This window comes from Alcaligenes sp. WGS1538 (genome assembly GCF_043187505.1).
Lineage (GTDB): Bacteria > Pseudomonadota > Gammaproteobacteria > Burkholderiales > Burkholderiaceae_B > Alcaligenes.
In genome coordinates this window covers 2,827,881-2,843,001 of sequence record NZ_CP171109.1, presented here as the reverse complement: position 1 = coordinate 2,843,001, position 15,121 = coordinate 2,827,881, and the positions used below count along the sequence as shown (strand labels likewise).

Below are 15,121 nucleotides of genomic sequence, written 5' to 3'. Positions count from 1 at the left end.
GCCGCCTTTCATCTTTACGTTACACAAGGACTCTTCATGTACGACAACTCTCTTACTTTGGCTGAATTCGACAGCGAATTGGCGCAGGCCGTGCAGGGCGAGGAACGCCGCCAGGAAGACCACGTCGAATTGATCGCCTCCGAAAACTACGCCAGCCCTCTGGTCATGGCCGTGCAGAATTCGGTCTTCACCAACAAGTACGCCGAAGGCTACCCCGACAAGCGCTACTACGCCGGCTGCGAATTCGTCGACGTGGCCGAACGCCTGGCCATCGAGCGCGTCAAGGCCCTGTTCGACTGCGACTACGCCAATGTGCAGCCGCATGCGGGCGCCCAGGCCAACACGGCCGTCTTCCTGGCGCTGATCAAGCCCGGCGATACGGTCATGGGCATGAACCTGGCCCAGGGCGGCCACCTGACGCATGGCAATCCGGTCAATTTCTCCGGGCGGCTCTACAACATCGTGCCTTACGGGCTGGATCCCGAAACCGGCCTGATCGATTACGACGAAATGGAGCGCATCGCCCTGGAAACGCGGCCCAAGCTGCTCATCGGCGGTTTCTCGGCCTATTCGCGCTACAAGGACTGGGCCCGCATGCGCGCCATCGCCGACAAGGTCGGCGCCTGGTTCTGGGTGGACATGGCCCACGTGGCCGGCCTGGTCGCCGCGGGCGAATACCCCAATCCGCTGCCCCACGCCCATGTGGTCACCAGCACCACGCACAAGACGCTGCGCGGACCGCGCGGCGGCATCATCCTGTCCAAGGGGCAGAGCGACGATTTCTACAAGCGCCTGAATACCGCCGTCTTCCCCGGCGTGCAGGGCGGTCCCCTGATGCACCTGATCGCCGCCAAGGCCATTGCTTTCAAGGAAGCCCTGCAGCCGGAGTTCCGCAAGTACCAGCAGGAGGTGGTGCGCAACGCTCGCGCCATGGCGGCCGTCTTGCAGCAGCGCGGCCATACCCTCGTGTCCGGCGGCACCGACAACCACATGATGCTGATCAACCTGTCGTCCAGGCCCTATACCGGCCAGGAGGCCAGCGCGGCCCTGGCCGACGCCTACATCACGGCCAACAAGAACTCCGTGCCCAACGATCCCCGTTCGCCCATGGTCACTTCGGGCGTGCGCATCGGCACGCCGGCCGTCACCACGCGCGGCTTCGGCGTGGCGGAATGCGAACAGCTGGCCCACTGGCTGTGCGATGTGCTGGACGCGCTGGAAAACGGCAAACTGGATGCCGTCAGCGCCCAGGTGCGCGAGAACGTCGTCGAGCTGTGCCGGCGCCATCCGGTCTATCAGGACCAGCGCGAGACGGTCTGAGGGTGCCTTGACCGGAATGACTCTGTCTACGCGTCAGTTTGGGGTGTGATGCTGATGACCCGGGCTGGCAGGCCCGGGCGCTTTGTTCGTGTTCAGATCGAGGATGTCATGAAGTTGCGGACGTTGGTAGTTCTTTTTGTGGTGGCATGGGTGCTGTGGGCGGTTTCGATTCTGTGGTGGTTCGGCGACTGGTCCGATGAAGCCGCCAGTTTCGGCGACAGCTTTGGCGGCGTGTCGGCGCTGTTCTCGGGTTTAGCCTTGGCCTTGGCCATCTATTCCATGCTGATGCAGCAAAAACAGACATGGCAGTTCGAACAGGCTACCTTGGCCACGCTTGAGCAGCAGGCTCAAGCCATCAAACTGATCGAGCAAAGCCTGGTCAAGCAAGCCAATACCGCGCAGGTCGCCGCACTGACTAGTTTGATTGCGCAAGAAGAGCAGCGTATCGACGATCTGCTTAGGTGGGGCAGGGCGGCGGGCGATGAAAATAAATACATCAATGGCATCCGCGCTGCAAAAAATCGAATGGAAAACTACCAAGAAAAAATGAAATCCTACGCAGGCTGGTAGGCTAGGGGCGAAGCTCCCCGGCTGGACGGTTGAGCTTCTTTGCCTGCTAAATGGGCGTTGCACCAGCCCCTTGATGACGCACCAGCCATTCCCGATGCCCGTTGGCGCGCAGCCGGCAGGCCGGGCATTGGCCGCAGCCGTAGCCCCAGGGATGCAGGTCGGTGCGCTGGTTCAGGTAGCAGGTATGGGTGTCCTTGCGGATCAGTTCCACCAGCGCGTCGCCCCCCAGTTGCCGGGCCAGCTCCCAGGTGTCCGCCTTGTCCAGCCACATCAGGGGCGTTTCCAGCAGCAAGGGCCGATCTATGCCCAGGCTCAGGGCGGTCTGCAGGGCCGTGAGCGTGTTTTCGCGGCAGTCCGGGTAGCCGGAGTAGTCGGTCTGCGACATGCCGCCCACCAGCACGTCGAGCCCGCGCCGATAGGCCTGTGCGGCGGCCAGGGTGAAGAACAGCAGGTTCAGGCCGGGCACGAAGGTGTTGGGCAAGCCGTCGGCCTGCATGGCGAAGTCCAGCTCGTCGGTCATGGCGGTGGCGCCCAGTTGGCTGAGCACGCCGGCATCCAGCAGGCGGTCCTCGCCCAGGCGCGCGGCCCAATGCGGGTACTGTTCGCTCAGGTTCTGGCGTATGACGCGGCGGCAGTCCAGCTCCGCCCGGTTGCGCTGGCCGTAGTCGAAGCCGATGGTCTCGACCTGGCTGTAACGCTGCAGGGCCCAGGCCAGGCAGGTGGCGGAATCCTGGCCGCCGGAGAACAGCACCAGGGCGCGCCGTTGAGAGCGGGCCGTCATGCTCAGGCCTTGACGGTGATGGGGGCGCGGCGTCTCATGACGCCGATGATGGCGTTCAGGGCGACGCCGTACATGGGCACGAACAGCAGCAGGCTGACGGTCAGCTTGATGGCGTAGTCCACCAGCGCGATCTCCCCCCAGTGCTCGGCCATGAAAGGATTGCTGCTGCGCCAGAAGGCGATGCTGAAGAAGGCGATCGTGTCCAGCGCCTGGCCGAGCACGGAGGCGGCCGCCGGCGCCACCCACCACTGGATGTAGTCGCGGCGCATGCGGTCGAACACCTGTACGTCCATCAACTGGCCCAGCACATAGGCGGCGAAACTGGCCAGGGCGATCCGGAACACGAAGCTGTTGAACTCGCCCAGGGCCTGGAAACCATTGAAATGGCCGTCATGGAACAGCACCGACACCAGGTAGGACACGATCAGGGCCGGGATCATGGCGCGCGTGATCACGCTTCGCGCCTCGGCCTTGCCGATCAGCCGCACCGTCAGGTCGGTGGCTAAAAAGACGAATGGAAAGCTGAAAGCGCCCCAGGTGCTGTGGAAGCCGAACAGACTGATGGGCAGTTGCACCAGATAATTGCTGGCGATCACGATGAAGATGTGAAATGCGACCAGCAGGGCAAGATAGAACGGCACCCGCGACGGCGGGACGGAAGGCATCGTCATGAATGAACCTTTTTGGCAGATGGGGTGAGGGAACCCATGAAAGCGGACGGTAACTATGTATTGTACGGTGCGGCTGCAGTTTCTGGGAATATGAGTGCCGGAAGTCTAGCCTTTGTTCCAGGCGGGGAGTTCATGGCCCATGAATGTTCCTTATTCGCACCGTGCTTTCAGGGCATCCCCGGGCCTGTGGGCGGCCGGGAATTTATGATTCCAGTTCAGAAGGCGGCGTAGAAAGCGCTTGGCATGGCCGCCTTGTCCGCGTGTTTCCCGCGAGGGTTCGAGTATGTCTTTTTCAGCCGATGTTCATCTGTCAGGGGTGCGCGCATCGCGGCGTCGGGCTGGCCTGCCTTCGCGCTTGCCCAACCGAACGGAGCACGCTATTGGCGCGTTGCCGTCAGGGCGTCAGCTCCCTGGTCGCGTACGGCCCGGCGGCGATGCGGCGGAGCCGCGGAGCAAAGGCTTGCCAATGAGCCGCATGACCCTGAGCAAGGCATTGAGCCTCGGTCAGATCCAGGCCTGGTACCAGCCCAAAGTTTCGGTTGATTCGCAGCGGCTGGCAGGCGCGGAGGCCTTGGCCCGCTGGCTGCATCCCGAGCTGGGCTTGCTGGCGCCCGCCGCGTTCCTGCCCTGGTTCAGCCATCATGGGCTGGACGAGGCGCTGCTGATGCACATGCTCAAGGAAGCATTGAACATACAGGAAGAATGGCGCCAGCGAGGGATTCAAGTGCCGGTTTCGGTGAATCTGCCTACGCATCTGTTGAATGACGTTTTCCTGCCCGATCGGCTTTTGAATCGTGTTCGGGAGCTGCAGGGGCGCACGCGCTGCATTACCTTCGAGATCCTGGAGTCTTCCAATACGCTGACTGCTCGTGTCTTGTTGCGTGGCGCATCTCGTCTGGTCTCCATGGGGTTCGGCCTGGCCCAGGATGATTTCGGCATCGGCTACAGTTCGATGCGCCGCCTGAGCTCATTGCCGTTTTCGGAGCTGAAGCTGGACCGCAGCTTTGTCCATGGCGCGGCGCGCGTAGACCGGCAGGCGGCCACGGTATTGGCTTCGATCCGCGCCGGCAAGCGCCGGGGGCTGGCCGTCACCGCCGAAGGCGTGGAAACGCCGGAGGACCTGGCGTTTCTTCGACAGGCGGGCTGCGACTATGCGCAGGGTTATTTGTTTGCCAAGCCTCTTTCCGCCGCTGACATGAATGTCTGGCTTGCTGCCACAGGAGCGGGCAGGCCCGGCCTGGCCGGGTGACGCGCTTACCGCCTGCCGGCGCCCTGCAGCCATTGCCTATATGCGGAACGGGTCGTCTCCGAGACGGATTCCAGCACTTTCTGGTGATTGACCTGGTGCCGCACCAGCAGCCGCGCATCGGCCACCGTGCGCGATTTGCAGAACCAGTGGCAACTGTGCTGCAGCAGATACAGCTCCGCCGAGAGGTGATAGGCGCGGCTTTTCGGATCCCAGCCGTCTTCGTTGTCCACCACGTGGCGCAGGCCGGCGGCATGAATGTGCAGCAGCTCGCGGAAATCCCGCATTGTCGCGGGCAGAAAACGCTCGGCGTAGGGCACGCAGAACGAGAGCATGCTCATGCTGGCGGCTTGCAGGCTTTCCTCCTGCATGGAGTCGGCCAGCGCCTGCACCTGCGCCGCCACGGCGCGTTCGGTCTGGGCGTAGGTTTCCAGCACCTGTAGCTGGCGCGTCTCGGCCTCTTCGTGGATGGCGCGCGTGTAGCCCTGCGTCAGCGTCTCCATGTGGCGCTCGAGCTGCCTGCCGGCCAGGTGTCGTCCCAGCAAGGCGATGCGCCCGCGCTGGTAACGCACGCGCAGCACCTGCCACGCCAGGGCGACCATCAACAGGATCAATACAGTATCCATCAACCGCGCTCCTTCAGGGCCACGCCGGGACTGCCATTTGTGTCAATAAATTCGTATTTGGTTCGAGCACTTTTTGCGACGTGAAAAGAGAAGCGCACAATCATTGAATCTGGATCTTGCGAGTGGCAAAGCGTGCTGTTCTTGCACAGGCTGCCGGAAATTCGCCACGGACGAAATTGGGCCGGCCGGTTTTCCGAGGTTGCCATTGTATCTCGAGGACTATTTTTCGGCGCTCTTTACCAGAGTCAAGAGGCAGGCTGCCGCAGAGTTCTGCGTCGCGTATAAGGCATGAACGCAAAGGCCCGCAGTTGTTGCTGCCGCGGGCCTTTGCGTTGCTTGCGTCGTCTTTCAGCCTGTCAGCTACGCGGCGCCCCTCACCAAAGCACCCTCACGCCCATGGATGCCTGGACCCCGCTCTTGACCCGGTTGTCACCGCCGTTGGCCCAGAGCTTGCCCAGTTCTCCATAGATGCTGGTGCGCTTATTCAGTTGCAGGCTGGCGCCAACTCCCATTTCTGTGGCGGTGTAGCCGCCCTTGGCCTGGATATCGGTGATGGCTGCAGGCGCCGCAAAGCTGGCAACGTCGTTGGTGCTGCTGCCCTTGTAGACATTGATGCGGCCATAGGGCTGGAGCAGGCCGGCGCGGGTAGTGAAGTCGCCCTTGATGCGAGCACCCAGACGGATCGTCCAGTCGTCATCGGCCTTGTTCTTGACCGTAGCCATGCTGAGCGCCGTATCGCCGAGGCTTGCCTTGTGGTAGATGATCTGGGCCTGGGGTTCGATCTGCCATCGGCTATTGAGGGTCAGGGGTTTCCCGGCTTCCAGGGAGGCCAGCCAGCCGTTGCCCCTGGTCCTTGCCGTGGCATGGTCGACGGTGCGCAGGTCGCTGCGATAGTCGGCCCGTTGCAGCACGGCATCGGCGTAAAGACCGGACTCATCTTGCCAGGTGCCGTACACGCCCAGATAGCGGTTGCGCAGCTTGTTCAGACCGACGTGTTTGCCCTGCACGCCGCTGGCAAAGCCGGCGACATCCATATCGCCTTCCAGTTGGCCTACATACAGGCCCGCTTTGAGGCGTTGATCGGCATACAGGTCCAGGCCGGCCTGAAAGCCTTTCATATGACCGCTGCTTTCGGGACTCACCGTGCCTGACTGTCGAATCCTCGGTTCGGTGCGCAGCAGCCGGCCCCAGATACGGCGGCTGGCGCCCGCATCGGTGCTGGCTGTGGCTTGCGTGCCTTCATCGCCCATGCGTTTGCGCAGATCGCCCAGCATGGCCATGTCGGCCTGACGCAACTGGGCCGGCAGGGCGGACAGTAGAGGGGCTTCCGCACGGTAGGCCGTCGTTGGAGCGGCCTCCGTAGTGGTCGAATGCAACGCGGCTCCTTGTGCCGTCTGCTTGAGACGGTACTCGTACGCGCCTGCATCCACGTGGCCGCCGGCCAGGCTGAAGCTGCCCGGCTGCAGGCTGGCGCCATTTTCGGTGGCGATGACTTCAATGCCGTCGCCGGTGGTCTGAGCGCCCAGCCCCCCGGCATTGGTGACGTGCACGGTGGTGCTGCCGCTGGCGACCGCAGCGGCGCCGCTCATCATCAGCCTGTCGGTGACGCTGCCATCCGCGCCCAGCACGGTGGAAATGCCCAATTTGCCTCCATTGCCCACATAGGGGCCGGTGATCTTGAGCGCGGCGCCCGGCGTGCTGCCGCTAAGGTTTACAGCGCCGCTGTTATTCAGGCTGGCCAGAGTCTGGCTGTAGCCGGCCAGGTCCAGTACGGCGCCGCTGGCGACCGTATGCGCGGACTGAGCGCTGAAGGCATTGTCCGCACCGGCCTGCAGCGTACCCTGGGCCACATGGGTGGAGCCGGTATAGGTGTTGCTCGTGCTGGCCAGCGTCAACGTACCCGCCCCTTGCTTGGTAAGAGTGCCCGCTCCTGTAATGGCGCCGGCCCAGGTGCCGTGGTTGGCGCCGGTGTCGATGACGGGATCGTTGCTGCCGGTCATGTGTAGCTTGTTGGCCACGGTCATGCCATTGGCGGTCAGGCCCAGGGCGGTGCCATCGTCCATGGCCAGCATGCCGGAGCCCAGGCCTTGGGCATGGCCGAGGTCTATGCGGCCATGCTTGAGCTGCACATCTCCGGTCAAGGTGTTTGCGCCATTGAGCGCGAGAGTGCCGCCGCCTCGTTTGATCAGACCTCCTGTGCCTTGAATCTGGCCATCGAAACTGGATACCGTGCCGGTCGCGTTATCGACGGTCAAGTCGGCCGAGCCCAGGCGGACACGGCCTGCACCGCTCAGAGTGCTGGCGTGCAAGGCGTGGCTGTTCAAATCCAACGTGGCGCCCGACAGCACTTGGTAAGCCGTGTTCTGCACCAGTGCTGTGGCCGATCCGGCTTGCAGCGTGCCGGCCTCCACCCGCGTGCCGCCGGTATAGGTATTGACGCCAGTGAGTGTCTGGGTGCCGCTGCCCACCTTGATAAAGCGACCCGTTCCATTGAGCGACCCGCTGAAGACGGCGTCGCCAGAGGCGCCCGCCACCAGTGAGGCGGCCCCTAGCTTCACGGTCCCGTCGCCGGTCAGCGAGCCGACGGCGTGCAGATCCGTTGTGGCCGACAGATCAAACATGGCGCCTGTAGCCAGACCCATCAGTCCCGTGCTTGAAAAACGGCCATCGGCGCCCAGGGCCAGCGTTCCAGCATTGATATGGGTGTCCCCGGTGTACGTGTTCGCGCCATTGAGCATCAGTGCGCTCGATCCATTCTTGATCAAGCCGCCCGCACCCGCGATATCGCCGTCCAGCGTCAGATCATGCGTGCCGGTCACGGTCAGAGCCGCATTGAGCGCAACCGCGTTCGCCAGCGTCACTGCCTGCCTCGAATCCAGGGAGGAGGGACCGTCCACCGTCAAGGCGCCCGTGCCAAGGGCCGAGTGGTTGCCAAGGACCAAAACGCCCTCGGTCAGCGCCGTTCCGCCGCTGTAGGTATTGGCGCCAGTCAGCGTCAGGCTGGAGGCGCCGGTCTTGATCAGGCGCCCGGTGCCTCGGACTTCGCCGCCCAGGGTCAGGGCGTTGGAGGCGGCCACATTGAGTGCGCCATTGAGCACCACGTCGTTGGCCAGGCTGACGGCGACCTGGTTCGCCAGCGCTGTGCCGTGGGCGGCCGTCAACGCGCCGGCGCCCAGCGCCGAGTCATGGCCGACCACGATCTTGCCGCCATTGAGCACGGTGCCGCCGGTGTAGCCGTTGGCGCCGTTGAGCACCAGCGTACCGGCATCGTATTTGCCGAGGGCGCCGCTGCCCTGGAGTGCCGCGCCTATCGTCGCCGTGACGCCCGGGTCCACCCGGACCGTGGCATTGCCAAGCGCGCCGTTGACCAAGTTTAGTGAGCCTGCCGTGCCGCCCTGCAGGCTGTAGCCATCGGTGACGAATTGCATGCCGTTGAGGGTCTGCTCGCCCTCGACCGTAATGGCGCCGGCACTACCTTGGAACACGGCAAAGTTGTTGCTCCAGGCCTGATGGACCGTACCGTTGACGTTGGCCCAGTTGGTGATGCCGGCGCCCCAGGTGCCGCTGCCGCCATCTACCGAACCATCGGCTTCCAGCTTGTTGCCGTCCCAGAACTGCACGGTGACGCCCGATGCGGTGACCAGCAGATTGATCTGGTTGGCCAGCGCGGTTTGCAGTTGCAGGTCGCCCGGGACGATGCCGGCCGGCAGGCTGCCGATCAGCATTCCTTTGTCGGTCAGGGCGCCGGCGTAGTTGATCAGTCGATAGATGCCGCTGCCGAAGCCGCCGATGTCGCTGACGTTGAGCGTGCCGTCGAGGGTCAGGTTGCCATTGACCTTGACCAGTGCCTGGCCGCCGCCGGTCTTCGGTGCGCCCAGCGCGACATCGAAGCGGGCATTGTCATTGAACACCAGCGAGTCCGCCGTCAAGGTGCTGCCGGTGACGCCCAGAAGTGTGCCGCCATCGGCCACGGTCACAGCGCCCCCGAGCGAGCCCTCGCCGCTCAGGGTGGCGCCGCTGTTGACCTGCACAGAGGCGCTGGCCAGCGAACCGTTGACCTGCAAGGTGCCGCTGCTGACCGTGGCGACGCCGGTCAGGCTGCTGCTGCCGGCAAGGGTCAGCGTGCCGCTGCCCAGTTTATTCAGTTGACCGCTGCCTTTGAGCTCGCCGGCGAACGCGCTGCTGGCGTCCGTGCCGCCAATGCTCAAAGTCTTGTCGACGTTGATCGACGCGATACCGCTGCCAGTCAGGCTGGCAAGGCTGCCTGAACCTCTCAGCTCAAGTTCCGCACCGTCGGCGATATGGGCAGAGGCGTTGTTGCCCAGCGTCGTGTTGCCGTAGGTGGACAGCTTGCCGGACCGTATGTCGTACGTGCCGCTGAATGTGTTATGGCCGCTCAGCGTCACTTCATCCAGGCCGTTTTTGGTCAGCGTGCCGGCCCCGGCAAGCGGACCGCTGAGGACCAGTGCATTGTTGCCGGCCAGGCTCAGGTTGGCGTTGACGTTGACGGTATTGCTCAGCGTCATCGGCAAGGCGTTGTCGAGGCTTGACAGGCCCGTCACGGTCAGTGCGCCCGAGCCCAGCGCGCTGCTGTGGCCGAGGATCAGCGTACCGGCGTTCAGCGTGGTGCCGCCTTGATAAGCATTGTTGCCATTGAGCGCCAGGTCCGAAGCCCCGTTCTTGATCAAGCCGCCGGCGCCGCTGAGCTGGCCGTCCAGGGTCAGGTCCTTATTGCCGAGCTTGGTCAGGCTGGCGTGGAGCGTCATGTTGTTGCCCAGGCTCAATGCCCGGTTGCTGTCCAGGGACGAGGCGCCGCCCACCGTGAGTTCGCCCAGGCCGATGGCGTGGCTGCTGCCTACGGTCAGGGTGCCCGCATTCAGGATGGTGCCGCCGAGGTGGGTGTTGTCACCATTCAGGGTCAGCTCGGCCGCGCCGTTCTTAATCAGGCTGCCGGCACCGTTGACCGCGCCGTTCAAGGTCAGGTCGGCGCTGCCGCCGATGTTCAGATTGCCGCCGAGGTTGACGGCATTGCCCAGGGTGACAGCGGTATTGGCGTCCAGCGTGGTGTTGGCCGCCGCGTTCAAGGCGCCAGTGCTCAGCGCGGTGTCTGAGCCCACGGACAATGTGCCGGCATTCAGCATCGTGGCGCCGATGTAGCTGTTGGCGCCATTGAGCGTCAGGTTCGCCGTGCCGTTCTTGGTCAAGCCGCCCGCGCCGCCGATTGCCCCATTCAAGGTCAGCGCATGGCTGCCCGCCACGGTGAGGTTGCCGTTGAGTGTCGCGGCGTTGCCGAGAGACACCTCCGTGTTGCTGTCCAGTTGCGTGCCGGCCTCGGCGGTCAGTCTGCCGCTGCCCAAGGCGGTATTGCTGCCGACGACGATCTTGCCGCCGTCCAGTTGCGTGCCGCCGGTATACGTATTGGCGCCGTTGAGCACCAGGGTGCCGCTGTCCAGTTTGTTGAGGATGCCGCTGCCATCGATATTGACGCCGATGGTGCCGGTCACGTCCGGATCGACCCGCAGCGCCGTGGCGCCGGTGTTGCCATTGACGGCGGTCAATTGTCCCGCCGTGCCGCTGACCAGGTGGTAGCCGTCGGTGATGAATTGCATCCCGGTGAACAGTTGCGTGTCGCTCACCGTCACGGTGCCGCTCGCGCCCTGGAACACTGCGAAGTCGCCGGCCCAAGTCTGAGTACTTAGACCGTTGGCGTCAGTCCAGTTGGTATTGACGGCGTTCCAGGCGCCCGTGCCGCCATTGACGGTGCCGGTGGCAGTGGTCTGGCTGCCGTTCCAGTAGCGGATGTTGACGTACGGCGCTGCCACTTGCAGGTTGATCTGGTTGGCGACACCGGTCTGCAGCACCAGATCGCGGAGGGAATAGCCGACCGGCACGCTGGCGACATTCAGGCCCTGATCGGTCAGGCTGCCGGTGTAGTTGAACAAGCGGTACACGCCGACGCCGAAGCCGCCGGCATCAGTGACATTGAGTTTGCCGTCCAGGGTGACGTTGCCGCCCACATTGAGCAACGCAGTGTTCGAAGGTGCAGCAAGAGTGACATCGACATGGCTGCCGGCGTCCAGGTTCAACGCGCCAACGGACAAGATGGCGTCCGATGACAATGCCAAGCGCCCGTCGCTGTTGATGTTCAATGTACCGAAGGTCGAGCCGTTGCCGGTGAAGGTCGCGCCGCTGTTGACGTTGACCGGTCCACTGCCCAGCGAACCGCTGAGGTTCAAGGCGCCGCCGTTGATCGTAGTGGTGCCGATGGCGCTGCTGCTCCCCGTAAGATTCAAGGTGCCGGTGCCGACTTTGGTCAAATTGCCATTGCCGTCGAGCGGTCCACTGAAGGTGCTGCTGGCGTTGCCGTTGCCCACGGTCAGTGTGTTGTTGCCGATGAGCTGCACGCGGCCGCTGCCGGCCAGCGCGCCGAGGCTGGCGTTGCTGCCCACGTTCAGACTGGCGCCGGCGCTGATGTTCGCGCCGGAAGTGTGGCCCAGAGCGCCCTCGCTGAGGGTGGTGACGCTGCCGGAAACGATGTTCAGTGCACCGGAGAACGTGTTGCTGCCGCCCAGGGCCAGATCCGACGGCCCGTTCTTGGTCAGGCTGCCGACGCCGTTGATTGCACCGTTCAAGGTCAGGTCGGCGCTGCCCGCGATGGTCAGTCCGGCGTCGAGGGTGATCGCATTGTCGAGGGCGACCAGCGACGAATTGCTGTCCAGGGTCGCTGCGCCGGCGACAGTCAGCTTGCCCAGGCCCAATGCTGCACTGTTGCCTACTGTCAGCGCGCCGGCATTCAGGGTAGTGCCGCCGAGGAAGCCATTGGCGCCGTTGAGAATCAGCGTGGCTGCACCGTCTTTTACCAGGCTGCCGGCGCCATCGACCCGTCCGGTCAGGGTCAGGTCGGCGCTGCCGCCCATGTTCAAGGCGCCGACCAGATTCACCGTGTTGTTCAGGCTGACTGCCGTATTGGCGTTCAGGGTAGTGCCGTTCGCCGCGTTCAACGTCCCCGTGCCCAAGGCGGTGTTGCTGCCGACGATCAGCGTGCCGGCATTCAGCATCGTGGCGCCGGCGTAGTTGTTGGCGCCGTTCAGGGTCAGGTTCGATGCTCCGTTCTTGACCAGCCCGCCGATGCCGTTGACTATGCCGCCGAGCGTCAGGTCGGCATTGCCTCCGATGTTCAGGTTGCCGCCGAGGTTGACTGCATTGGTCAACGCCACTGTCGTGTTGGCATCCAGCGTGGTATTGGCCGCCGCGTTCAACGCACCCGCGCCCAATGCAGTATCGCTGCCGACGATCAGCGTGCCGGCATTCAGCATCGTGGCGCCGGCGTAGTTGTTGGCGCCGTTCAGGGTCAGGTTCGATGCTCCGTTCTTGACCAGCCCGCCGATGCCGTTGACGATGCCGTCGAGCGTCAGGTCGGCATTGCCTCCGATGTTCAGGTTGCCGCCGAGGTTGACTGCATTGGTCAACGCCACTGTCGTGTTGGCGTCCAGCGTGGTATTGGCCGCCGCGTTCAACGCACCCGTGCCCAATGCAGTATCGCTGCCGACGATCAGCGTGCCGCCGTCCAATTGCGTGCCGCCGGTGTAAGTACTGGCGCCGTTGAGCACCAGGGTGCCGCTGCCCAGTTTGCTCAACTGGCCGATGCCTTTGAGCTCGCCGCTGAACGTGCTGCTGGCATTCGTGCCGCCAACGCTCAGAGGGCCGGAGTAGTTGATCCGCACAGTGCCGCTGCCTGTCAGGCTGGCAAGGCTGTCCGAGCTTCCATCAAGCAAAAGCTCCGCATCGCGGGCGACGTTGACAGAGGGATTGTTGCCCAGCGTCGCGCCTATACCAGTGCTCACGCTGCCGGACTGTATATCGTACATGCCGCTGAACGTGCTCTGGCTGTTTAGCAACAGATGATTCCAACCGTTTTTAGTCAGCGTGCCGGCCCCGGTAATCACACCATTGATGATCAGGGAATTGTTGCCGGCCAGGCTCAGGTTGGCATTGACGTTGATGTTGATGTCGTTGTCCAGCATCATCGACGAGGCGTTGACAAGGTTTGCTGCGCCCTCCACGGTCAGCGCGCCCGAGCCCAGTGCGCTGCTGTTGCCCATGGTCAGCGTACCGGCCTTCAGCGTGGTGCCGCCTCCATAAGTATTGTTGCCATTGAGTGTCAGGTTCGACGCCCCGTTCTTGATCAACGCGTTGCCGAAGCCGAAATCGCTGAGGTTTCCATTCAAGATCAGGTCGTGGCTGCCGAGGTTGGTCAGGCTGGACATGAGCTGCACATCATTGTGTATGCTCACGGGCCGGTTGCTGTCCAGGAACGAGGCGCCAGCCCCGGCCACCACGAGCTCTTCCCGGCCGAGGGCGCTGTCGTTGCCGACGATCAGGGTGCCGGCATTCAGGAAGACGCCTTTTACGTCGTTGGCGCCGTTCAGGGTCAGGTCGGCCGCGCCGACCTTATTCAGGTAGTCGTCACCGGTGACTATACCGTTCAAGGTCAGGTCGAACTTGTTGTCAATGTAAAGGGTACTGGCTACATCGATGGTGTTGTCCAGCGCCATTGGCCCGCTCGTGTCCAGTGTGATGTAGACGTTCCCCGAGACATTCAGGGCGCCGCTGCCCAGCGAATCCTTATTGCCCACCAGCAAGCTGCCGCCGCTCAAGGTGGTGGTGCCGCTGTAGCCGGTGTTGGCGCCGCTAAGGGTCAGGCTGCCGCTGCCCGTCTTGGTGATGCCGTTGCTGCCCGCTATGGCCCCGCTCAAGGTCAGGCCGTGTTCGCCTTGCACGGTCAGGCCGCCCGCGCCGAGCGAGATCGCATTGCTGAGGTTCAAACCCGTAATACTGGCCTCAAGGGTCCCGCCGTTGGAGGTCAGCACGCCTGTGCCGAACGTGGCGTTGTTGTTGAACTGGGCGATCCCTCCATTGAGCGTGGCGGCGCCGCTGACCAGAGGCCCCTGCAAGGTCCAGGTACCGCTCTCGACGGACAAGTTGGTGAAGTTGATGTAGGTGTCGCTGGATGCTGTACTGGTGTCGATGGCGCTGCCGTCGTTGTTCCTGTTCTGCAGGACCAGCTTGTTGATGCCGCCGGCGCCGCCGTCGATCTGGCCGGTGGGGGCGAAGACTAGATCCACTTCCTGGGCACTGAGGCTTCTGCTGGTCTCCACGCCGTCGCCGACACTGACGGAGGAGCCAGTCACCGCGGTGAAAGTGTTGGCACTGCCCGCGCCCATTGACACACTGCCGGTGATGAGGCCGGCATTGGTGAACTTGTTGCCTGCTGCTGAGGCTTGGAACGCCATCCGGCCATTGATATGGCCGGTGTTGGTCATGTGGACTGCCGAGCCGCCAAAGACTCCAACCACCGGACTATCGGCCAAGCGGGGGCTTTCGCCTGCTAACTTCGTGGACGAGATGGTGCCGTCGTTGTGGATAGTGGTGGTGCCACTGACGCCGTTGTGTACGAAAATGCCTAAGCCATCTATCCGTTCCAGTTCGGGCCCGACAACCGTTACGGCAGTGCCGCGGATGATCCCCTCGGACTTGTTGTGTACATTGACGTCGCTGCTTGCGCCCATTCCGATGAACACACCACCACTTAAATTACTCCTCTCGGCTATGACTGCCGGGTCAATGATGCCGGCGTTGTTCAGGGTGATGTTGGTACCGTTCAAGATCACCGCGATGCCGCCGGAATCGTCAAAGTTCATCTGGGCCCCAGCCTCGATGTTGACCGTCAAGTTATCGTCGTCGCTACTGTAGCTGTTGCGAAAAGTCGGCGCGGTCGGTACACCGCTACAAGTCACGACCGAATCGACTTTGGAACAGTCTGCCCATGCCGCAGGACTGATGCCCGCTAGCCACAATACGGCCGCAGCCATAGCCACGCCTCGTGCCCTTCCGGGCATGCCGCCTT

7 protein-coding genes are annotated in these 15,121 nt (G+C 63.4%); 3 read left to right on the top strand and 4 right to left on the bottom strand.

The window, feature by feature from the left end:
* Positions 1-36 precede the first annotated feature (36 nt).
* Both glyA and ACF3ND_RS13225 read left to right on the top strand, forming a co-directional pair.
* Positions 37-1,320, top strand: a complete 1,284-nt coding sequence (gene glyA / locus ACF3ND_RS13230; RefSeq protein ID WP_394061147.1) for a serine hydroxymethyltransferase — start codon at positions 37-39, stop codon at positions 1,318-1,320.
* Between the two features lie 48 nt (positions 1,321-1,368).
* Entirely contained in the window at positions 1,369-1,890 is a 522-nt protein-coding gene (locus ACF3ND_RS13225; RefSeq protein WP_394061145.1) for a hypothetical protein, read from the top strand.
* Positions 1,891-1,936: 46 nt separating this feature from the next.
* On the opposite strand, the gene queC is transcribed toward ACF3ND_RS13225, so the two are convergent.
* Positions 1,937-2,671, bottom strand: coding sequence for a 7-cyano-7-deazaguanine synthase QueC (gene queC / locus ACF3ND_RS13220; protein WP_394061143.1), 735 nt, complete (start codon positions 2,669-2,671; stop codon positions 1,937-1,939).
* Between the two features lie 2 nt (positions 2,672-2,673).
* A complete protein-coding gene (locus ACF3ND_RS13215; protein WP_394061141.1) occupies positions 2,674-3,342 on the bottom strand; it encodes a 7-cyano-7-deazaguanine/7-aminomethyl-7-deazaguanine transporter in 669 nt (222 codons plus the stop codon).
* 283 nt (positions 3,343-3,625) lie between these two features.
* On the opposite strand from ACF3ND_RS13215, the gene ACF3ND_RS13210 reads away from it, so the two are divergent.
* Complete coding sequence (locus ACF3ND_RS13210; RefSeq protein WP_394061139.1) at positions 3,626-4,591, top strand: EAL domain-containing protein; 966 nt, start codon at positions 3,626-3,628, stop codon at positions 4,589-4,591.
* A 5-nt stretch (positions 4,592-4,596) separates the two neighbouring features.
* Here the strand turns inward: ACF3ND_RS13210 and ACF3ND_RS13205 are convergent, their stop codons facing one another.
* Both ACF3ND_RS13205 and ACF3ND_RS13200 read right to left on the bottom strand, forming a co-directional pair.
* On the bottom strand, positions 4,597-5,214 hold the full coding sequence (locus tag ACF3ND_RS13205; RefSeq protein WP_394061137.1) for a hypothetical protein: 618 nt from the start codon (positions 5,212-5,214) through the stop codon (positions 4,597-4,599).
* Between the two features lie 374 nt (positions 5,215-5,588).
* Positions 5,589-14,945, bottom strand: a complete 9,357-nt coding sequence (locus ACF3ND_RS13200; RefSeq protein ID WP_394065844.1) for an autotransporter-associated beta strand repeat-containing protein — start codon at positions 14,943-14,945, stop codon at positions 5,589-5,591.
* Positions 14,946-15,121 lie beyond the last annotated feature (176 nt).